Genomic DNA, 19976 nt, shown 5'->3' on the forward strand with positions numbered 1-19976 from the left:
CCCTGAACCGGGGACGTGAACGAGATGGTGCGCCGTCAGGAAGCGGTAACGGCCGAGGCCCTGCCCGGGCACGAGGGGCCGGGAGCGCTGCCCGGCGGGAACCTGGCCCGGATGAGCAGCGGGGAACAGGTCCGGCTCTACGTCCGCAAGCTGATCTTCGACGGGGTGCTCAAGCAGGGCCAGCGGGTCCCGCAGGACGCCATCGCCCAGGCTCTCGGCGTCTCCCGCATCCCGGTCCGCGAGGCCCTCATCGCGCTGGAGCGCGAGGGCTGGACCACGATCATCCCGCACCGCGGCGCCTTCGTGAACGCGCTCGACGAGCTGTCGGTCCGCGACCACTACGAGCTGTACGGGCTGTTCTACGGGTTCGGCGTCCGCCGCGCGGTCGAGCGCAGGGGCCCCGAGCTCGCCAAGCCGCTGAAGGCCCTGCAGCAGCAGATCGCCGCGGCCGAGGACCCCGAGACCCTGCACCGGCTCACCCTGGACTTCCACCGCACGGTGATCGACGCCGCCCAGTCGCCCCGGCTGCGCACCATGCTGCGCCAGATGACCGACATCGTGCCCGGTAACTTCTTCGCGCTGGTCCCCGGCACGGACGTGGTCGAGCGGGAGGGCGTGGCCGCCATCGTCACCGCGATCGAACGCGGCTACCCCGAGCTGGCCGAGCGCGAGTACGCCACCATGCTGCGCCGGCAGGGCGACCTCGTGGTCGAGCTGTTCCGCGGCCGCGGCATGTTCGACGACGAGGACTCAGGCGAGAAGGCCGCCTCCGCCGGGTGACCTGTGAGCGGGGCCACCCGGCGTGCCCCGGTCAGGCGGTGGCCTGCTCGGCGAGCTTGCCCATCTCGATGCCGACGGACTTGGTGAACCGGCCCTTGTCGCGGGAGCGGATGCTCACGTCGTGGTCGCCGGCCTCGGCGCGCAGCGCGCCGACGGTGGCCGTCTGTCTGGTGCGGCCGTTCACGAACGGGTCGAAGGAGTACCAGCGCATCGCGTTCTCATAGGTGATCTTGTTGAGTTCGTCGGCGGGTACGCCTGCGGCGACCGCGGCGAGTTCCTCGGGGGCGTGGGGCCAGGAGGAGTCCGAGTGCGGGTAGTCGCATTCCCAGGCGATGTTGTCGATGCCGATCATGTGCCGCAGCTGGACGCCGACGGGGTCGGAGATGAAGCAGGTCAGGAAGTGCTCGCGGAAGACCTCGCTGGGGAGCCTGTCGCCGAAGTCCTGGCCGGTCCACAGGTGGTGCATGTCGTAGGTGCGGTCGATGCGGTCCAGGAAGTAGGGGATCCAGCCGGTGCCGCCCTCGGACAGCGCGAAGCGGATGTCCGGGAAGGTCTTCAGCACCCGTGACCACAGCAGGTCGGCGGCGGCCTGGCAGATGTTCATCGGCTGCAGGGTGATCATGACGTCGATCGGGGCGTCGGGGGCGGTCACCGACAGCCGGCCGGAGGAGCCGAGGTGGATGGAGACGACGACGCCCTCGTCGGAGACGGCCTTCCACAGCGGGTCCCAGTAGGCGTTGTGGAAACTGGGGTAGCCCAGGGTGGCGGGGTTCTCGGTGAAGGTCAGCGAGCGGCAGCCCTTCTTGGCGACCCGCCGCACCTCGCGGGCGCATTCCTCGGCGTCCCACAGGACGGGCAGCGCCATCGGGATGATGCGGCCGGGGTAGGTGCCGGCCCATTCGTCGATGTGCCAGTCGTTGTAGGCGCGCAGCACCGCGAGGGCGAGTTCCTTGTCCTCGGCCGCGGCGAAGAGCCTGCCGCTGAAGCCGGGGAAGGACGGGAAGTTCATCGAGGCGAGGATGCCGCCGGCGTTCATGTCCTTGATGCGCTCGTGGATGTCGTAGGTGCCGGGCCGGATCTCGTCGAAGGCGGTCGGCTCGATGCCGTACTCCTCCTTGGGGCGCCCGGCGACCGCGTTGAGCCCGATGTTGGGGATGGTCGACCCGTTGAACGTCCAGACGTCCGAGCCGTCCCTCTTCGTGATGACCTTGGGGGCGCTGTCCTTGTACTTGGCCGGGATGTGGCCGTCGAAGAGGTTCGGCGGCTCCACCACGTGGTCGTCCACGCTGATCATGATCAGGTCTTCGGCGTTCACGGTGCTCCTCGGGGCAGGGAGGGAGGGGCGATCGAGCTCTGAACCCTTGTCTCAAAAAAGTGAACCGTAGTTCAGTCGAGAGGACAAGGGGTATGAGCGGCCTTGTCTCAAAAAGTAGATTAGATAATATATTCAGGCCACCTACCCTGAAGGAGGGCGGAATGTCCGACTGGGTGAACGTCGAGCAGAGCACCCTGCTCGAACTGCTGGACCGCCGCCTCGACCGGGACCCGGACGGACCGTTCCTGGACTGCTGCGGCACCCCCTACACCGCGGCGGAGATGGACCGGGAGGCCAACCGGGTCGCCAACGCGCTCGCCTCACTGGGCGTCCGGCACGGCTCCACGGTCGCCACCATGCTGGAGAACGGCCCCGCCGCCGTGGTGTCCTGGTTCGCCATCCACAAGCTCGGCGCGATCTCCGTTCCGGTGAACACCGCGCTCAAGGGCCCGATGCTGCGCCACCAGCTGTCCGACGCGACGGCCTCCGTCGTCATCGTCTCCGGCGACCTGGCAGAGCGCCCGCTGGAACTGCTCGGCTCCCTCGAGACCGTGGAGCACGTGGTCGTCGTGGGAGGACGGGACGCGGTGGCCGAGACCGGAGGGCGCTGGTCCCTGCACGCGTGGGAGGACCTGCTGGGGGCCGACGACTCCCGTCCGGACGTCACGGTCCGCCCCTCGGACCTGGGCACCATCGTCTACACCGGCGGCACCACCGGCCCGTCCAAGGGCTGCGCGCTCAGCCACAACTACCACCTGTCCATCGCCGGGCAGATCATCTCCTCCTGGGGCCGCACCCCCGAGGACGTCGTGTGGAGCCCGCTGCCCCTCTTCCACTTCAACGCCATCTCGTGCATGCTCACCGGCACGATGATCAGCGGAGGCCGGGCCGCGCTCTCCCGCAGGTTCTCCGTCTCGGGGTTCTGGCCGGAGATCAACCGCACCGGCGCCACCATCGCCTCGCTGCTGGGCTCGCTGGCCGTCCTCGTCGCCAAGGCCGCCGACCACCCGGAGGCGAAAAGGCCCGGCACGACGGGCGGCCGCGGGGCCAACACCACGCTGCGGCTGCTGACCGGCGCGCCCATGCCCCCGGAGATCGACGAGATCTACCGCGAGAGGTTCGGGATCACCACGTTCAGCAACGCCTACGGCACCACCGAGGCCTCGCTGATCTCTTGGCTGCCGCCGGGCGAGCCGGGTAAGCCGGGTTCGGCGGGCATCGTCAACTCCGACGGGTTCATCGTCAAGATCTTCGACGACGACGACCACGAGATGCCCGCGGGAGAGGCGGGCGAGATCGTCTGCCGGCCCCGGATGCCGCACGTGATGTTCGAGGGCTACTGGCAGCGCCCCGAGGCCACCGTCGAGGCCTGGCGCAACCTGTGGTTCCACACCGGCGACATCGGCAGGGTCGACGAGGACGGCTACCTGTTCTTCGTCGACCGCAAGGCCGACTACATGCGCCGCCGGGGGGAGAACATCTCCAGCTGGGAACTGGAGAAGGTGTTCCACGAACACCCCGGTGTCAAGGACGTGTGCGTGCACGCGGTGGCGAGCGAGGTCAGTGAGGACGACGTCAAGGCGACCGTCGTCCTCAAGGACGGCGTCGCCCTCACCGAGGAGGCGTTGTGCCGCTGGTCGATCGACCGGCTGCCCTACTACGCGGTGCCCCGCTACTTCGAGTTCCGCGCCGGGCTGCCGATGAGCCAGACCGGGCGCACCACCAAGAACCTGCTCAAGGACGAGGGCGTCACCCCCGCCACCTGGGACCGCGAAGCCGCCGGCGTGACCTTCGAGCGCCGCTGATGGGAGCCGGAACGATGAACCCCGAACCGACGGGCCTCAAAGGCGACGACCTGGGCACCCCCTACCTGCGCTTCGAACGCGAGGGGCCGCTGGCCTGGTGCGTGGTGGACCGTCCCGACGCGCGCAACGCGCTGACCAGCGCCATGTACTTCGGCGTCCGGCGCGCGGTCGACCTGCTCAACAAGGACCCCGGGCTCGCCGCGCTGATCATCACCGGGACCGGCGACATGTTCATGCCCGGCGGTGAACTGCGCGGCAGAGAGCCGGACCGCTGGCTGGACTTCCCCGATCTGCTGGGCATCGACTCCACCCCCTTCGAGGCGATCAGGCGCTCCCCGAAACCGGTCGTCTCCGCGGTGAACGGCGTCGCGCAGGGCGGCGGCCTGCTCATCGCGATGCTCTCGGACGTCGCGGTGGCGGGGGAGAGCGTCACGGTGCGGGCTCCGGAGCTGTTCCGCGGCATCGCCGACACCGGGTACGCGGCCTACCTGCCCGCCCAGATCGGCATCGCCCGCGCCAGGGACATGCTGCTCACCGGCAGGGTGGTGACCGCCAGGGAGGCCGAGGAGTGGGGCATGTTCACCCGGGTCGTGCCCGACGACCAAGTGCGCGCCGTGGCCGAAGAGGTCGCGGTCCAGATCGCCAGGACCGCGCCGCAGGCCAGGCTGCACATCAAGCGGATCATCAACGACAACTACGACCGCGTCGACCGCATGACGTTCGACGCGCTGCTCTACAACGAGGAGATGAGGGAGGGCGGAAAGGCCTTCGCCGAGCGGCGCGACCCGTCCTGGGTGCCCCCGGAGTTCCGCACCGGCGGCAGGCTCTGAGACGACCGGCCTCAGGGCTCTGCGGTCACGAAGGCGGCCTCGACCGTCTCCAGCAGCGTCGACAGGGGGAGGGGACCGGTCTGCGGCTCCTCCCGCGTCAGCTCGCTGGCCTGGAAGGCGCTGACCAGCCCGGAGAACATCCGTGCCAGCAGGTGCGGGTCGCCGTCCTTGAGCAGTCCTTCCCGCTGGCCGCGCCGGAACAGGTCGGCCTGCATCTCCTGGGCCCGCCGGAAATTGGCGAGGATCTCGGCGTCGGAGGGGGCCCCGGTCAGCGCGGAGGCGATGGCGCCGCTGCGCAGCACCAGCCGTCCGTACTCCGGATGGCGGCGGAAGAACTCCACCTGCCACTCGGCCAGCTCCAGCAGCTGCCGGTGCGGCGGCCGGGGGGAGGAGACGACCTCCTTCATACCGGACATGAACACCACGGCCCGGCGCAGGAAGATCTCCCGGTACAGCTCGTCCTTGCCGCTGAAGAAGCCGTAGACCGCGCCGACGGAGTACTCGGCGAGCTCGGCGATCTCCCGCAGGGACGCCTCGTGGAACCCCTTGCGCGCGAAGACCTCCTCGGCCACTTCCAGGATCTGGTCGCGGCCGAGCTCGCGGCGGCGTTCCCGGCGCTGCTCCCGCAGGCTTCGCTCGCTCATCGAAGTGCGATCCCCCTTTTCACGGCAGGAAACATCGTATAGGCCTGGTACCTCCCGGCCCCGACCCGCGCGACCGCCCTCGCAGAAGGAGCACCCATGGATTCCGCCCCGTCCCCGAACGATCTCGTCCATCCCGTGCTGGAGGGGAGAAAGGACGTGTCGGCGGAGCTGGCCGACGCCGTGCGCCGGCTGATCGGGCTGACCACCGCCACCACCGCCCCCGCCGACGTCACTTCGGCCGCAGTGCGGGATCTGAACGCGATCGCGGACGTCCTGGAGAGCCATGTCCCCGACATTCCGCTGCCCAACACGGTGGTGCACCAGCCGGAGCCCGAAGGGCTGCCCGATCTGGCCGAGCGGATGCCGTTCGACGTGGTGATCGGCAGGCACAATCCGCTGGCGCTCCCGATGGAGATCGCCCTCGAGCCGCCGAAGGCCGTGATGAGGGGCGCGTTCACCCGGCCCTACGAGGGGCCTCCCGGCTGTGTGCACGGAGCGATGATCGCCGCGGCGTTCGACACCCTCCTCGCCGCCGCCAACGTCGTCGAGGGCCTGGCCGGGCCGACGGCCCGGCTGGAGATCCGGTACCGGCGGCCGACCCTGCTGAACACGCCCAGCGTGCTGGAGGGGTGGGTGGAGCACCGCGAGGAGCGCTCGGTGCGCACGGTCGGCCGGCTGACGCAGAACGGTCGCGTCACCGCGGAGGCGGTGGGCGAGTTCGCGCTGCTCGACCGGGAGCAGATCGCGCGGATGGCGGCTCGGGTGTCGGCCGGAAAGGCCGGCTGAGCGGCGGCGCTCAGAAGATCACCTTCCCGGCGCGCAGCTCGGCCAGCTCGGCCGGGCCGAGTCCCAGCTCGCGCTCCAGGACCGGGTCGGTGTGCTCGCCCAGCCACGGCGGGCGCCCGTCCCGGGCCGGGGCCGCGTCGCTCAGCCGGACGGGGTTGCCGGGGATGAGGACGGGCTGCTCCACCCCGTCGGTGCGGGGGAGTTCCACCAGCATGTTCCTGGCCCGGACATGGGGGTCGGCGACGACCTCGGCGTCGCTGAGGCACGGGCCCGCGGCGATGCCCGCCCTGCCCAGCAGGTCGCAGGCCTCGACCTTGCCGAGACCGGCGGCCCAGCCTTCGACGGCGGGGCGCAGGACGGTCTCCAGGTGCTCGACCCAGCCCTGCCGGGTGGCCAGGCGCGGGTCGTCCTTCCACTCGGGACGGCCGATCAGGTCGGCGAGCTCGGCGAAGTGCCGCTCGCGGGCGACCTGGAGCACGAACCAGCCGTCCTTGGCGCGGAAGCCGTGCATGATGAGCGGTCCGACGTCGCCGTTGCGCAGGCCCATGGACCAGAAGTTGGTGACGATGTCGGTCATCGCGATCATCGTGTCGAACATGGCGATGTCGACGTACTGGCCGCGGCCGGTGGCCTCGCGCTGGCGCAGCGCGGCGAGGATGCCGATGGCGGCGAAGAGGGCGGCGCCGATGTCGCCGAGCGCGCCGACGGGGGAGACGCGGGGCGGCTCGTCGCCGGTGCGCTTCATCTCGTAGACGCCGGACATGGCCTCGACGATGGGAGCGAAGGCGGGCCAGTCCTGGTAGGGGGTGGGCACGGTGTTGCCGAAGCCGGAGACCGAGACATAGATGCCCGCCGGGTGGACGGCCGCGAGGTCGGAGTAGCCGAGGCCGAGGCGCGCCATCGCGCCCGCCTTGGAGTTCTCGGCGATGACGTCGAACCTCGGGGCCATCTCCAGGACGAGTTCCCGGCCGCGCGGGTTCTTGAGGTCGACGCAGACGCTGCTCTTGCCGAGGTTGTTGCGCAGGAAGGTGGCGCCGACGCGTCTGCCTTCGGGGTCGGTCATCGCCGGCAGCGAGCCGCGCCCGGAGTCGCCGGCCGGGGGTTCGATCTTGACGACCTCGGCGCCCAGCCGGGCCAGCAGCTGGGTCGCATACGGGAGCGCCTGCATCTGTTCCAGCGCCAGGACGCGGATGCCGTCCAGGGGCCGGGTTTCACCCTGAGTCATAGGAGGAGTCTAATTGCAGATTAGATCTTTTATGCAATCTACGAGTAGGGTGCCGGTATGCGCGGAATCCTGTCCTGGGGCGGCTACCTGCCCCACCGGAGACTCGACCGTCAGGCCATCAAGGCGGTGGCGGGCACAGGAGGAGGCCGGGGCACCCGGACCGTCGCCTCCTATGACGAGGATGCGATCACCCTCGGCGTCGCGGCGGCCCGGTCCGCCCTGCACGGTGCCCCGGCCGAGCCGAGGACCCTCTGGTTCGCCACCACCGAACCCCCTTACCTCGACCGCACGAACGCCACGACCCTCCACGCGGCTTTGCGCCTGGGCAGGGACGTGCCCGCCTACGACGCCGTCGGCTCCGTCCGTTCCGCTCTCGGCGCGCTGCGTGCCGCCTGCGACGCCACCGGCCCGGTGCTCATGGTCGCCGCGGACCTGCGCGGCGGACTGCCCGGCGGGCCCGACGAGGCGGCCGGAGGCGACGGCGCGGCGGCCCTGCTCGTCGGCTCCGACTCCGACGGTCCGGTCGTCGCCGAGCTCCTCGGCCGCGCCTCGGTGACGGAGGAGTTCCTCGACCGCTGGCGGGTGCCCGGCGAGGTGGCCTCCCGGCTGTGGGAGGAGCGCTTCGGCGAGACCCACTACACCGCGCTCGGTGCCGAGGCGCTGAAACTCGCCCTCGGCGAGGCCGGGATCGACGCCGCAGACGTGGACACCCTCATCGTCGCGGGTCTGCACGGCCGGGCGGCCAAGGCTGTCGCGGGCCGCTCGGGCGTCCCGGCCGAACACGTGGCCGACCGGCTGGACGGCACCGTCGGCAACGTCGGAGCCGCCCAGCCCGCACTGCTGCTGGCCGCCGCGCTCGAAGCCGACCCCGCCGAAGGACGCGTCGTCGTCCTGCTGTCCCTGTCCGACGGCGCGGACGCCTTCGTCCTCCGCACCACCGCCGCGCTGGCGGAGCACCGGGTGGAACGCCCGGTGAAGACTCAGATCGCCTCCGGTGCGCCGGTCGCCTACGGCACCTATCTCGCCTGGCGCGGGCTGCTGCCGGTCGAGCCGCCGCGCAGGCCCGAACCCGCCCGCCCGTCTTCCTCCGCGGCCAACCGCAACCGGGACTGGAAGTTCGGCTTCGTCGGCTCTCGGGGCAAAGAGGGCATGGTGCGCATGCCTCCGTCCCCGTTGGACGAGAAGGCCGCACCGATGGCCGCGACGGCGGGCACGATCGTCACCTTCACCGTCGATCGGCTGGCCTATTCGCCGAGCCCGCCGGTGGTGTTCGCGGTCGTCGACTTCGACGGCGGCGGGCGGCTGCCCATCGAGCTCACCGATGTGGACGAGGACGAAGTCGAGATCGGAGGGCGGGTGGAGCCGACCTTCCGCAGGCTGTTCACCTCCGACGGGATCCACAACTACTTCTGGAAGGCCCGGCCGCTGCGCGGCTCCGCGCCTGTACCGGAGAAGGAGGGCTGAGATGGGCTCGCACGGCATCAAGGACCGGGTGGCCATCGTCGGCATGGGCTGCACCCGCTTCACCGAGCACTGGGACAAGGGCGTCGACGAACTGCTGCTGGCGTCCACCGGAGAGGCGTTCGCCTCGGCCGGGATCGACAAGGAGCAGATCGACGCCTACTGGCTGGGCACCGCCCAGTCGGGCATGAGCGGCCTGACGCTCTCCAAGCCGCTGCGGCTGAAGGACAAGCCCGTCACCCGCGTGGAGAACTACTGCGCGACCGGCTCGGAGGCGCTGCGTCAAGCCGCCTACGCGGTGGCCAGCGGGGCCTACGACGTGACGATGGCCGTCGGCGTGGAGAAGGTGAAGGATTCCGGCTACCAGGGGCTCAACGCCTTCCCCATCCCGAACGACGGCACCCAGCGCACGCTGACGGCCGCGGCGATGTTCTCGATGGTCGCCCCCGCCTATGCCCGCCGTTACGGGGTCGATCCCGGCGAGATGCGGACGGTCCTGGCCCGCATCGCCTCCAAGAACCACGCCAACGGGGCCCGCAACCCCCGCGCGCAGTTCCGCAAGGAGATGTCCGTCGAGAAACTGTGCTCGATGCCGGCGGTGGCCGGGGGACTGTCGGTCTTCGACTGCGCGGGCGTGGCCGACGGCTCGGCGGCGGCGGTCGTCGTCCGCGCCGAGGACGCCCACCGGTACACGGACAAGCCGCTGTTCATCAAGGCCCTGTCGTTCGTGGTGGGAGACGGCTCGGGTCTGATGGATCCCGCCTACGATTACACGACCTTCCCGGAAGTCGCCGCCTCCGCCCGGGACGCCTATGCCCAGGCCGGTGTCACCTCACCCGCCGAGGAACTGGCGATGGCCGAGGTGCATGACTGCTTCACCCCGACCGAGCTGGTGCTCCTGGAGGACCTGGGGCTGGCCGAGCGCGGCACGGCCTGGAAGCGGATCCTGGACGGGGCGTTCGACCTGGACGGCGAGCTGCCGGTCAACCCGGACGGCGGACTCAAGTCATTCGGGCACCCGGTGGGGGCGTCCGGGCTGCGCATGATGTTCGAGGCATGGCTGCAACTGCGCGGTGAGGCTCCGGATGACCGTCGCATCTCCACCTACGGTTCCCGCTCCCTGGCGCTGACCCACAACCTGGGCGGCTACCCGGGGGAGATGGTGAGCTTCGTGTCGATCCTCGGCACGGACTGAGACGGGTATGGGCGGCGGCGCAGGTGAGGGATCGCCGCCGCCCGTACTCCCGGCGCGATGCCAGGGTGCCTCTCCGGGCGGGACCTGGTCAGTCCGTCCAGTCGGTGCGGTCGTCTCGGGAGGGCTGGCGGCCGGTGCGGAACGGCGACAGCGGGGCGTCGACGAGGAGGAGCCGCTCCCGTTCGCGGATGAGATCGGAGGCTTTGGAGGGCAGGATGCCCTCGCCGTGGATCTGGTCCTTCTCCGCCGCTCCCCATTTCTCCCAGGTGGGGATGCTCCACAACAGCAGGCACTCGTCGAGGTTGTGCATCGCCGTGGCGAAGGCGCCGGCCAGCTTCCAGCCGGTACGGTCCTCGGCGGCCTCGGCTCCCTCCATCACGGCGTCGAGGAAGCGCCACGCCGAGCCGGGCTCCACCCTGACGAGCTCGTGGGCGTAGACCTCGCCGCCGGCCCCGGCCGCGCACAGCTGCTCGATGGTGAGGGTCTCCGGGTGCGGGACGACGATCCGGTCGAATCCGCCCGAGCGCAGGTCGGCGGCGGCGGCCCACCACTTCTCCAGCGCGGGGTCCTGCAGGATCCTGTTGCCGAACTCCAGCCGGAAGGACGAGGCGAGCCCGTCGAAGCCGTCCTCCTCCCACATGTTCACCGTCTGGGGCCAGGGACCGGTGCTGCCGACGACGCCCCACACGCCGTAGCAGAGCTGGTGCCGCTGCTCCTGGGCGATCGGGCTCCAGTTGGCCGTCATGTGGTGCATGTAGCGGGCGCGGTTCTGCTTGGTGATGTGGATGAACTCGTGGATGTAGACCTTGTCGTTCACGCGCTCCCCAGACTTCCCGGATCGATGATGTTTTATATAATTTATACTTACCTACCCAGGGAAGGCGGCACCCCATGGCGACGCAGGCGGCACAGGCCGAAGGACCACCGGAACCCGAACTCCTGTGGGAGGCCGGAGAGGACGGCGTCGCGAAGCTGACGCTCAACCGGCCCCGCGCGGGCAACGCCATCACCGGGTCCCAACGCGAGGAGCTCATCGCCCGGCTGGCCGGGGCGAGCGCGGACCCCCGGGTACGGGCGGTCGTGCTCACCGGCGCGGGGAGCCGCCACTTCTGCACCGGAGCCGACCTCGCCGCCTCGGTCGCGCCCGCCGAGCCCCCGCCGCCGGACCTGCCCGACCGTCCGGCCGGTTCGGTGGCGAGGGCCGTCGCGGGCGGCGCGCAGCGGCTGGTCTCGGCGGTCCTCGACTGCGAGAAGCCCGTCATCGCGGCGGTGAACGGCACGGCGGCCGGCATCGGCTGCCATCTCGCCTACGCCTGCGACCTGGTGCTGGCCGCCGACAACGCCAAGTTCATCGAGGTCTTCGTGCGGCGCGGCCTGGTCGTCGACGGGGGAGGGGCCTACCTCCTCACCCGGCTCGTCGGCCCGCAGCGCGCCAAGGAACTCGTCTTCTTCGGCGACGACCTGCCCGCCGCCGACGCCGAGCGCATCGGCCTGGTCAATCGTGTCGTCCCCGCCGGCGAGCTGGCCGAGACCGCCGCGGCGTGGGCGTCCCGTCTCGCGGCCGGGCCCACCGTCGCGCTCGGCCTGGGCAAACGCCTGATCAACCGGGCGCTGGACGGCGACCGCGCCACAGTCCTGGCCGAGGAGGCCATGGCCGCCGAGATCAACATGACCAGCGAGGACGGGCAGGAGGGCCTGCGCGCCTTCCTGGAGCGCCGCTCCCCCCGGTTCCGCGGCTGGTGACGGTCTCCGCCCCTCAATAGATTGTCGGCATCGCGCATGCCCCTGCACAGGAGCTCCTCTTGGATCTGCGTCTGACCCCCTCGGAGGTCGCCTTCCGGGACCGTCTGCGGTCCTGGCTGGCCGACGTCCTGCCCGCCCTCCCCGGCAAGCCCGACCGCGACGACTGGCCCGCTCGCCGCGTCTATGACACCGCCTGGCAGAAGACGCTGTTCGACGCCGGATACGCGGGCGTGGACTGGCCCGCCGAACACGGCGGCCTCGGCGCCAGCCCCACCGAGCAGCTGATCTTCCTGGAGGAGACGGCCCGGGCCCGCGCCCCTTATGTCGGGGCGAACTTCGTCGGCCTCCTGCACGCGGGCCCCACCCTGATCGTGGAGGGCACGGAGGAGCAGCGCGCCCGGCACCTGCCGCGCATCCTGCGCGGAGAGGAGGTGTGGTGCCAGGGCTTCTCCGAGCCCGACGCGGGCTCGGACCTGGCGTCCCTGCGCACGACGGCCGTCCGCGACGGCGACCACTATGTCGTCAACGGCCGCAAGGTGTGGACATCGCACGCCGAGGTCGCCGACCACTGCGAACTCCTCGTCCGCACCGACCCGGACGCCCCCAAGCACAAGGGCATCACCTGGCTGATCCTGCCGATGGACACCCCCGGCGTGCAGGTCCGGCCGCTGCGCACCGTGGTGGGCAGCAGCGAGTTCAGCGAGCTGATCCTGGACGACGTGCGCGTGCCCGTCGCCAACCGGGTCGGCGCGGAGAACGACGGCTGGCGGGTCGCCATGGTCACCTTCTCCTTCGAGCGCGGCACCGCCTTCATCTCGGATGTGATCGAGTCCCGCAACCTGCTGGAGGAGACCGTCGCCATCGCCAGGAAGACGCCCGCACCCGGCGGCGGCACCCTGTGGGACGACGCCGCGCTGCGCCGCGACGTCGGAAGGCTGGCCGCCGAGGTCGGCGGGCTGTGGTCGCTGATCCGCAAGAACGTCTCCGAAGCCCAGGCCGGCATGATCCCCGTCCAGGGCGCGTCGGTGTTCAAACTGAAGTTCACCGAGAGCCGCCAGCGCATCGGCGATCTGGCCTCGCACGTGCTGGGCCGGGCCGCGCTGGCGATGAGCGGCCTGCCGGGCGCCCACATGGTGGAGGACCGCGTCAACACCCTGTCCTTCACCATCGCGGCGGGCACCTCCCAGATCCAGAAGAACATCCTCGCCGAGCGGGTGCTCGGCCTGCCCAAGGAGCCCCGGTGGACCTGACGCTCAACACCGACCAGAAGGACCTGCGGGCGGCGCTGCGGGAGTATCTGGCCGACGCCTGGAGCCCCGAGCGGCTGCGCGCCGCCTCCGACGGGGTTCCCTTCGACCGTCAGGCGTGGAAGGCCCTGGCCGAGATGGGCGTCTTCTCGGTGACACTGCCCGAGGAGCGGGGCGGCATGGGCCTGGGCCTGGCCGACGCCGTCATCCTCTTCGAGGAGCTCGGCCGCGCCCTGGTGCCCGGACCGCTGACCGGCACCCTCCTGGCCGCCGGGCCGGTGCCCGGGGCCGCCGAGGGAGACGCCGCCGTCACGCTGCTCGACACCGGTGCCGCCTTGGGAGAAGGCACCGCGTACGTGATCGAACACCCTCAGGCCGCCACCCATCTGGTGGCCATCGACGACGACGGCCTGTTCCTGCTGCCGGTTCCGCAGGACGAGCTCGCCGCGCTGCCGCTGGACCCGCTCACACCCGTCGCGCGGGTGTCCGTCCGACCGCAGGACGGCGAGCGTATCGGCACCGCCGAGGACGCGGCCCGCTGGCGCTCGCTGGGCGCGGTGCTCACCGCCTCCCTCCAGGTCGGCGTCGCCCAGGGCGCGCTCGACCTGGCCGTCCGGTACGCCAAGGAGCGCGTGCAGTTCGACCGGGTGATCGGTTCCTTCCAGGCGGTCAAGCACCTGCTCGCCGAGTCCCTCGTCAGGACCGACCTGGCCCGTGCCGCCGTGCTCGTGGCGGCGCTGGTGGCCGACGACCCCCAGGCCGGCGATCTCGGGGAGGCCGCCTCGACCGCCAAGCTGCTGGCCGACGAGGCGGCGGCGGGCAGCGGCCGCACCGGCGTCCAGGTGCACGGCGGCATGGGCTTCACCTGGGAGGTCCTCGCCCACCTCTACCTCAAGCGCGCCTGGGTCCAGGAGACGGTCTTCGGCACTGCGGGGGACCACGCCGAACTCCTCGCCGCGGCCTTCTGAGACGCTGGCCCCATCCTTAGGAGGAGTGCATGAAACGTCTGGCACGCACCGAGGGCCTCACCGAGGTCCAGCAGGAGATCCTCGCCGCGGTGGCGGAGTTCGCCGAGAAGGAGATCCTGCCCGTCGCGACCGAGCTGGAGCACGGCGACACCTACCCGGCGGAGATCGTCGAGGGGCTCAAGAAGCTCGGGGTGTTCGGGTTGATGATCCCAGAGGAGTACGGGGGGCTGGGCGAGTCCCTCCTGACGTACGCCTTGGCGGTCGAGGAGCTGGCCCGCGGCTGGATGAGCGTCTCGGGCGTCATCAACACCCACTTCATCGTCGCTCACATGGTGATGAAGCACGGCACCGAGGAGCAGAAGGCGAACCTGCTGCCGCGCATGGCCGCCGGTGAGCTGCGGGGCGCGTTCTCGATGTCGGAGCCGGACTGCGGCTCGGACGTCTCGGCGATCAAGACCAAGGCGATCCGCGACGGCGATGACTACGTCGTCAACGGCCAGAAGTACTGGTTGACCAACGGCGGCACGTCCAGCCTGGTCGCGGTGCTGTGCGTCACCGACGAGGGCTCGGACTCGGTCTACAAGAACATGACGACGTTCCTCATCGAGAAGACCCCCGGCTTCGGCGAGGTCGCCCCCGGACTGACGATCCCCGGCAAGATCGAGAAGATGGGCTACAAGGGCGTCGACACCACCGAGATGCTCTTCGACGGCTTCCGCATCGGCGCCGAGCACGTGCTGGGCGGCGTCCCCGGCAGGGGCTTCGCCCAGATGATGGACGGCGTCGAGGTCGGCCGCGTCAACGTCGCCGCCCGCTCCTGCGGTATGGCCCGCCGCGCCTTCGAACTCGCCATCGCCTACGCCCAGCAGCGCGAGACGTTCGGCAAGCCCATCGCCCAGCACCAGGCCGTCCAGTTCCGCCTTGCCGAGATGGCCACCAAGGTCGAGGCCGCCCACCAGATGATGGTCATGGCCGCCCGCCGCAAGGACTCCGGCGAACGCAACGACCTCGAGGCCGGCATGGCCAAATACCTGGCCGGGGAGTACTGCAAGGAGGTCGTCGAGGACTCCTTCCGCATCCACGGCGGCTACGGCTACTCCAAGGAGACCGAGATCGAACGCCTCTACCGTGAGGCTCCGATGCTCCTGATCGGCGAGGGCACCGCCGACATCCAAAAGATGATCATCGGCCGCCGCCTCCTGGAGGACTACCGGATCTGACATCCCGAACCGACGAGGCGACCCCCGGCCTGCGGAAGGCGGGGGTCGCGCGGAAGAGGCGGTCGGGGATCAGTTCCTCCACTGCTCGGCGGGGGCCACGCCCGGGAGCGGCTTGCCGATGAGGGCGAGGGGGAGGAAGAAGCAGATCTGGCCGATCGCCATGATGAGCGTGGCGAGTGCCTTGTCGTCGTAGTGCTCGGACGCCTGGGCGTACAGCTCGTCGGGGACGCGTTCGCCGTGCGGGGCGGGGGTGAGGACGGCCTCCACCAGGGTCAGAGCGGCCCGCTCGGCGCCGGTGAAGTACGGCGCGTCACGCCAGGACGCCACGGCGGTGATGCGCTCCTCGGTCTCTCCGGCCTTGCGCAGGTTGCCGGTGTGCAGGACGGTCAGGTAGGTGCTCGCGGCGATCTGCCCGGCGCGCAGCTGCACCAGGCTGATGGTGGTCTGCGGGATCGAGCCGTTCCCGGTGGCCTTGAACAGGGCTCCGGCGACCTCCCCCAGTTCGGGGACGAGCACGGCGGGGTTGGGCAGCCGGGACTGAAGGGTCTTCTGAGCGGTCATGGTGAGGTCTTCCTTTCGTGGTTCCGGATGGCGTTTCACTGGTATGACGGGTCGTGCGGGACGGATGTGACCGCTTCCCGCGAGCGATTCACGGGCGCTTGACCGGCGTCCGTGAGGAGGAACGCGGCAAGGAGCGCGGCCAGGTAGAACGCGGCGGCGCCGAGCAGGCCGGTGGTGTAGCCGCTGGTGAGGGCGTCCCGCAGCGCCGTGCCCGCGGGTCGGCCGGCGGTGGTGGTGGCGGCGACGGTGGCCAGGGCCGCCAGGCCCAGCGCGCCGCCGATCTGCTGGCTGGTGTTGATGAGCCCGGAGGCGACGCCCGAGTCCTCGGGAGCGACTCCCTGCACGCCGCCGATCGTCGCCGCGACGAAGCCGATGCCCAGGCCGACGCCCGCGACCAGCTGGGCCGGGAGCAGGGCGAACAGGGCGTTCTGGTCGGGGGTGAGCAGGCTGAACCAGACCATCGCCGCCGCGGCCACCGCCATGCCGGTCGCGAGGACGTTCCGGGAGGAGGTGCGGGCCTGCAGGGCGGGACCGGCCAGTCCGGAGCCGAGACCGATGCCGATCGCGAACGGCAGGTACGCCAGGCCCGTGATCATGGGTGAGTAGTGCTCGACCGACTGCATGTAGAGGGTGAGGAAGTAGAAGGTGGCCAGCTGGCCCGCGCCCATGAGCAGCATGACCAGGTTGGCGCCGAGCCTGCCGCGGTCGGCCAGGACGCCGGTCGGCAACATCGGGTCGCTGACGCCGCGCTGGATGGCGGCGAAGACGGCGGCCAGCACGAGAGCGGCCGCGCCGAAGGCGAGGGTGAGGCCGTCGCCGAGCCCGTCGGACCCGGCCCGGTTGATCGCGTAGACCAGGGAGCCGAGGGCGAGGGTGACGGTGACCGCGCCGGGCAGGTCGACGCCGCCGCGTCTGCGGGTACCGGGGACGAGGACGAGCGTGCCCGCGAGCGCCAGAAGGGCGAAGGGGATGTTGACGAACATGATCCACCGCCAGCCCAGGTACTCGGTGAGCGCGCCGCCCAGGAGCAGGCCGACGACCGAGCCGAGACCGCCCATCGCGCCGTACACGCCGAGCGCCTTGTTGCGGGCGGGCCCGGCGGGGAAGGTGTCGGCGAGCAGGGACAGCGCGGCAGGGGCGACGATCGCGCCGCCCACGCCCTGGAGCACACGCGCGGCGATCAGCATGCCGCCGTTCTGCGCCGCGCCGCCCAGCAGGGAGGCGAGCAGGAACACCACCAGCCCGATCCGGAACAGCCTGCGGCGGCCGAACACGTCGCCGACGCGGCCCCCGGCCAGCAGCATCCCGCCGAACGCCAGCGCGTAGGAGGTGAGCACCCAGTCCAGGTCGGCTTCGGCGATGCCCAGGCTGGAACCTATGACGGGCAGCCCGACGGTCACGATGGTGCCGTCCATGACGAGCAGCAGTTGCGCGGCGGCGATGACCAGCAGCGCCAGGCCGCTTTTCTCGCCGCTTCGGGTGTGCGAGGTCATCCGGGCCTCCTCAGGCGTCCGTGGCGGCGCGGTGGACGGAGGCGGCCAGCCGGTCGTGCTCGGGATACGACCAGTTGAAGGAGAAGCGGCGGCGGGTGTAGCCGAATGGGACGTCGTTCTCTTTCATCGTCTGCTGCTCCGATCATCGTTCGGTCGATGTGTTCGGAGGCATGACGCATGGATTTCGAGGAGTGTGACCGGATCCGTGGGTCACATCGCGGGAGTTCCGTTCGTCATGGGTGTGGAGACCTACCAAAGGATTGATCATGGACGAACGTGATTTCCTGGCCCGGCGGTTCGAAGAACACCGCACGCGTTTGAAGGCGGTGGCCTACCGGATGCTCGGCTCTCTGGCCGAGGCCGACGACGTGGTTCAGGAGGCGTGGCTGAGGCTCGCGCGCTCGGAGGCCGATGAGATCGACAACCTCGGCGGCTGGCTGACGACGGTCGTCGGGCGGGTCTGCCTGGACATGTTGCGCTCCCGCCGGTCGCGGGGCGAGGAACCGCTGGAGTCCCGCCTGCCGGACCCGATCGTCGTGGAGGAGGGCTCCGATCCCGAGCGGCAGGCGCTGATCGCCGACTCGGTGGGTCTCGCGCTGCTGGTGGTGCTGGAGGCGTTGAACCCGGCGGAGCGGCTCGCCTTCGTCCTGCACGACATGTTCGGCATGTCGTTCGAGGAGATCGCGCCGATCGTCGACCGAACCCCGGCCGCGGCGAGGAAGCTCGCCAGCCGGGCCCGGCGGCGGGTGCGGGGCGAGGCCCCCGAGCCGGAGCCGGATCCGGTCGCGCAGCGGCGCGTCGTCGACGCCTTCCTCGCCGCGGCGCGCGGCGGCGACTTCGCTGCGTTGGTGGCGGTCCTCGACCCCGACGTGGTGCTGCGCGCCGACGGCGGAAAGGCGCTGCCCGGCGGCATGAAGGTCCTGCGCGGCGTCGAGGCGGTGGCCGGGCAGGCCGCCACCTTCCAGCGCATGGCGACGCTCTCGACCGTCCGGCCCGCGCTGGTCAACGGGACGGCAGGGCTGGTCAACACCATCGATGGCGAACTCTTCTCGATCATGAGCTTCACCGTCGCCGGCGAGCGGATCACCGCGATCGACATCCTGTCCGACCCCGAACGGCTGGCCCGCCTCGACCTTGCGGACCTGTCGCCCTGACCGCTCACGTCCGCCGGGGAACGCCGCTCACGATCCGGGCCGCCTCTTCGCGCAGCCGGGTGACATCCACCTTGAAGGTGGCGTTCACCGGCAGGTCCCCGACGAACACCACCTCGTCGGGCACCTTGTAGTCGGCGATGCGGTCACGGCACCAGGACCTCAGGTCCTCGGCCGTGACCGCTTCGGGTTTCCGGAGTACGACGAAGGCGACGCCGACCTCGCCGATGACGGGGGCGGGGGTGCCGACGACGGCCACGCGGGCGACCTCCGGATGAGCGGCCAGCGCCGCTTCGACCTCGGAGGGGTGGACGTTGTAACCACCGCGCAGGTAGGCGTCGTCGGTGCGGCCCACGATCGTCAGATTGCCTTCGGCGTCCAGGGAACCCAGGTCACTGGAGGCGAGCCAGCCGTCCGGTCCGATCGTCTCGGCGGTGCGTTCGGGGTCGTCCCAGTAGCCGCGCATCGCCGCCCGCGAGCGCAGGTGGACCCGGCCGACGGCTCCGGCGGGCAGCGCCTCGCCGAGCGGGGAGCGGATCTGCACCTCCGCGCCGCCCAGGGGGCGGCCCACGGTGGCCGCGACGACTTCGGCGGGGTCGTCCACGCTGGTGCCGAACGCCAGGGGGACCTCGGTGCTGGCGTACCTGACGACGACCTGGCAGCCGATCCGCTCGCGCAGCCGCGTGACGAGGGCGGGCGGCACCCGGCTCGCCCCGGTCGCGATCAGGCGCAGCGACGACAAGTCCGCCTTGTCGAGCTCGTCCAGCATGACGAGTTTCTCCCATTGGGTCGGCACGCCCTGGCCGAGCGTCACCCGTTCCCGTTCGAGTACCTCCAGCATGTGCTCCGCGCTCCAGACGGGCGGGGTGAGGACCAGCGCGGAGCGGTGCGCGACCTGCTCGTAGACGCGGGTGACGTAACCGGAGTGCGCGAACGGCACCGGCATGAGCTTACGGTCGTAGGGAGCGCTCAGCGGGCCGAGGTTGCCGCCGATGAACCGCAGGGCGCCGTGGTCGAACCAGGCGCCCTTGGGCAGCCCCGTGGTGCCGGTCGTCCAGACGATCACGGCGGGGTCGCCGGTCCCGGCGGTGAACGCCCCGGCGAGCGAGGGCGTGTCCCGGGGGAGGGACTCGCGGACGTCCACCACGACGCCGGCCGGGACGCGTCCGGGAGTGTCGGTGACGGTCAGGACGGGCCGGGACCGGCCCAGGATGTGCGCGACCTCGGTGGGGCCGAGGCGGGGGTTGACGGCCGAGACGACCGCGCCCAGCCGTAGCACCGCCAGGTACCAGACGGCGAACGCCCGGCCGGAGGGCAGCAGCAGCGTCACGATGTCCGAGGGCCGCACGCCCCGTTCGGTCAGCAGGCTCGCGGCGGCCGCGGACTCCCGCCACCAGCCGCCGTAGGTGAGCACGTCGCCGTCCTGGACGAGCGAGGGCAGGTGGGGTTCGGTGTCCAGGACGGCCTCGAAGAGCGCACCGAGAGGCGCTCCGGCCGCGTGCGGCCCCGGGGTGGACGGATCGGGAAGGGGTGCGTTCATCGGCGGTCCCTG

The 19976-nt window shown here is 71.0% G+C and carries 18 protein-coding genes; 11 read left to right on the plus strand and 7 right to left on the minus strand.

What is annotated here, in order from left to right:
* Positions 1-24: 24 nt before the first annotated feature.
* Complete coding sequence (locus ABGB12_RS10465) at positions 25-780, plus strand: GntR family transcriptional regulator (protein ID WP_347677697.1); 756 nt, start codon at positions 25-27, stop codon at positions 778-780.
* A 31-nt stretch (positions 781-811) separates the two neighbouring features.
* On the opposite strand, the gene ABGB12_RS10470 is transcribed toward ABGB12_RS10465, so the two are convergent.
* Entirely contained in the window at positions 812-2095 is a 1284-nt protein-coding gene (locus tag ABGB12_RS10470) for an amidohydrolase family protein (protein WP_347676422.1), read from the minus strand.
* A 161-nt stretch (positions 2096-2256) separates the two neighbouring features.
* On the opposite strand from ABGB12_RS10470, the gene ABGB12_RS10475 reads away from it, so the two are divergent.
* A complete protein-coding gene (locus tag ABGB12_RS10475) occupies positions 2257-3900 on the plus strand; it encodes an AMP-binding protein (protein ID WP_347676424.1) in 1644 nt (547 codons plus the stop codon).
* Positions 3901-3914: 14 nt separating this feature from the next.
* Positions 3915-4730, plus strand: coding sequence for an enoyl-CoA hydratase/isomerase family protein (locus tag ABGB12_RS10480; RefSeq protein ID WP_347676426.1), 816 nt, complete (start codon positions 3915-3917; stop codon positions 4728-4730).
* An 11-nt stretch (positions 4731-4741) separates the two neighbouring features.
* Here ABGB12_RS10480 and ABGB12_RS10485 read toward each other — a convergent pair whose 3' ends face one another.
* Positions 4742-5374: a TetR/AcrR family transcriptional regulator gene (locus ABGB12_RS10485; RefSeq protein WP_347676428.1), complete on the minus strand. Its 633-nt coding sequence runs from the start codon at positions 5372-5374 to the stop codon at positions 4742-4744.
* A 96-nt stretch (positions 5375-5470) separates the two neighbouring features.
* Here ABGB12_RS10485 and ABGB12_RS10490 point away from each other — a divergent pair, with 96 nt between their 5' ends.
* The gene (locus tag ABGB12_RS10490; protein WP_347676430.1) at positions 5471-6160 is read left to right on the plus strand and encodes a PaaI family thioesterase; all 690 of its coding nucleotides are present in this window, start codon (positions 5471-5473) and stop codon (positions 6158-6160) included.
* Between the two features lie 10 nt (positions 6161-6170).
* Here the strand turns inward: ABGB12_RS10490 and ABGB12_RS10495 are convergent, their stop codons facing one another.
* Positions 6171-7385: a CoA transferase gene (locus ABGB12_RS10495; RefSeq protein WP_347676432.1), complete on the minus strand. Its 1215-nt coding sequence runs from the start codon at positions 7383-7385 to the stop codon at positions 6171-6173.
* Between the two features lie 57 nt (positions 7386-7442).
* Between ABGB12_RS10495 and ABGB12_RS10500 the strand changes: the two genes are divergently transcribed.
* Together ABGB12_RS10500 and ABGB12_RS10505 are read left to right on the plus strand one after the other, a co-directional pair.
* The gene (locus tag ABGB12_RS10500) at positions 7443-8849 is read left to right on the plus strand and encodes an OB-fold domain-containing protein (RefSeq protein WP_347676434.1); all 1407 of its coding nucleotides are present in this window, start codon (positions 7443-7445) and stop codon (positions 8847-8849) included.
* A 1-nt stretch (position 8850) separates the two neighbouring features.
* Positions 8851-10041, plus strand: coding sequence for an acetyl-CoA acetyltransferase (locus tag ABGB12_RS10505; RefSeq protein WP_347676436.1), 1191 nt, complete (start codon positions 8851-8853; stop codon positions 10039-10041).
* Positions 10042-10129: 88 nt separating this feature from the next.
* Here the strand turns inward: ABGB12_RS10505 and ABGB12_RS10510 are convergent, their stop codons facing one another.
* A complete protein-coding gene (locus tag ABGB12_RS10510; RefSeq protein WP_347676438.1) occupies positions 10130-10858 on the minus strand; it encodes a hypothetical protein in 729 nt (242 codons plus the stop codon).
* A 74-nt stretch (positions 10859-10932) separates the two neighbouring features.
* Here ABGB12_RS10510 and ABGB12_RS10515 point away from each other — a divergent pair, with 74 nt between their 5' ends.
* Genes ABGB12_RS10515 through ABGB12_RS10530 form a run of 4 tightly spaced genes read left to right on the plus strand, consistent with a single transcriptional unit; the run spans position 10933 to position 15219 of the window.
* Positions 10933-11784: an enoyl-CoA hydratase-related protein gene (locus ABGB12_RS10515; RefSeq protein WP_347676440.1), complete on the plus strand. Its 852-nt coding sequence runs from the start codon at positions 10933-10935 to the stop codon at positions 11782-11784.
* Positions 11785-11843: 59 nt separating this feature from the next.
* Positions 11844-13034: an acyl-CoA dehydrogenase family protein gene (locus ABGB12_RS10520; RefSeq protein ID WP_347676442.1), complete on the plus strand. Its 1191-nt coding sequence runs from the start codon at positions 11844-11846 to the stop codon at positions 13032-13034.
* Positions 13025-13999, plus strand: coding sequence for an acyl-CoA dehydrogenase family protein (locus ABGB12_RS10525; RefSeq protein WP_347676444.1), 975 nt, complete (start codon positions 13025-13027; stop codon positions 13997-13999). The genes ABGB12_RS10520 and ABGB12_RS10525 overlap by 10 nt, the downstream gene beginning before the upstream one ends.
* Positions 14000-14028: 29 nt before the next feature.
* On the plus strand, positions 14029-15219 hold the full coding sequence (locus tag ABGB12_RS10530; RefSeq protein WP_347676446.1) for an acyl-CoA dehydrogenase family protein: 1191 nt from the start codon (positions 14029-14031) through the stop codon (positions 15217-15219).
* Positions 15220-15288: 69 nt separating this feature from the next.
* Here the strand turns inward: ABGB12_RS10530 and ABGB12_RS10535 are convergent, their stop codons facing one another.
* Positions 15289-15780 (minus strand): carboxymuconolactone decarboxylase family protein, encoded by a 492-nt coding sequence (locus ABGB12_RS10535; protein ID WP_347676448.1) that lies wholly within the window; start codon positions 15778-15780, stop codon positions 15289-15291.
* A gap of 35 nt (positions 15781-15815) precedes the next feature.
* On the minus strand, positions 15816-17273 hold the full coding sequence (locus tag ABGB12_RS10540; RefSeq protein ID WP_347676450.1) for an MFS transporter: 1458 nt from the start codon (positions 17271-17273) through the stop codon (positions 15816-15818).
* A 266-nt stretch (positions 17274-17539) separates the two neighbouring features.
* Here ABGB12_RS10540 and sigJ point away from each other — a divergent pair, with 266 nt between their 5' ends.
* Positions 17540-18427, plus strand: coding sequence for an RNA polymerase sigma factor SigJ (gene sigJ / locus ABGB12_RS10545; protein WP_347676452.1), 888 nt, complete (start codon positions 17540-17542; stop codon positions 18425-18427).
* A 4-nt stretch (positions 18428-18431) separates the two neighbouring features.
* Here the strand turns inward: sigJ and ABGB12_RS10550 are convergent, their stop codons facing one another.
* On the minus strand, positions 18432-19964 hold the full coding sequence (locus ABGB12_RS10550; RefSeq protein ID WP_347676454.1) for an AMP-binding protein: 1533 nt from the start codon (positions 19962-19964) through the stop codon (positions 18432-18434).
* Between the last annotated feature and the right edge of the window lie 12 nt (positions 19965-19976).

This window comes from Actinocorallia sp. B10E7 (assembly GCF_039871655.1).
Taxonomy (GTDB): domain Bacteria; phylum Actinomycetota; class Actinomycetes; order Streptosporangiales; family Streptosporangiaceae; genus Actinocorallia.

Excerpts from the sequence above, each read along its gene's own strand:
- ABGB12_RS10500 (WP_347676434.1), top strand. The coding sequence starts at position 7,443 with ATGCGCGGAATCCTGTCCTGGGGCGGCTACCTGCCCCACCGGAGACTC.
- ABGB12_RS10550 (WP_347676454.1), bottom strand. The coding sequence starts at position 19,964 with ATGAACGCACCCCTTCCCGATCCGTCCACCCCGGGGCCGCACGCGGCC.
- sigJ (WP_347676452.1), top strand. The coding sequence starts at position 17,540 with ATGGACGAACGTGATTTCCTGGCCCGGCGGTTCGAAGAACACCGCACG.
- ABGB12_RS10540 (WP_347676450.1), bottom strand. The coding sequence starts at position 17,273 with ATGACCTCGCACACCCGAAGCGGCGAGAAAAGCGGCCTGGCGCTGCTG.
- ABGB12_RS10505 (WP_347676436.1), top strand. The coding sequence starts at position 8,851 with ATGGGCTCGCACGGCATCAAGGACCGGGTGGCCATCGTCGGCATGGGC.
- ABGB12_RS10480 (WP_347676426.1), top strand. The coding sequence starts at position 3,915 with ATGAACCCCGAACCGACGGGCCTCAAAGGCGACGACCTGGGCACCCCC.
- ABGB12_RS10485 (WP_347676428.1), bottom strand. The coding sequence starts at position 5,374 with ATGAGCGAGCGAAGCCTGCGGGAGCAGCGCCGGGAACGCCGCCGCGAG.
- ABGB12_RS10515 (WP_347676440.1), top strand. The coding sequence starts at position 10,933 with ATGGCGACGCAGGCGGCACAGGCCGAAGGACCACCGGAACCCGAACTC.
- ABGB12_RS10535 (WP_347676448.1), bottom strand. The coding sequence starts at position 15,780 with ATGACCGCTCAGAAGACCCTTCAGTCCCGGCTGCCCAACCCCGCCGTG.
- ABGB12_RS10475 (WP_347676424.1), top strand. The coding sequence starts at position 2,257 with ATGTCCGACTGGGTGAACGTCGAGCAGAGCACCCTGCTCGAACTGCTG.
- ABGB12_RS10530 (WP_347676446.1), top strand. The coding sequence starts at position 14,029 with ATGAAACGTCTGGCACGCACCGAGGGCCTCACCGAGGTCCAGCAGGAG.
- ABGB12_RS10490 (WP_347676430.1), top strand. The coding sequence starts at position 5,471 with ATGGATTCCGCCCCGTCCCCGAACGATCTCGTCCATCCCGTGCTGGAG.
- ABGB12_RS10495 (WP_347676432.1), bottom strand. The coding sequence starts at position 7,385 with ATGACTCAGGGTGAAACCCGGCCCCTGGACGGCATCCGCGTCCTGGCG.
- ABGB12_RS10465 (WP_347677697.1), top strand. The coding sequence starts at position 25 with ATGGTGCGCCGTCAGGAAGCGGTAACGGCCGAGGCCCTGCCCGGGCAC.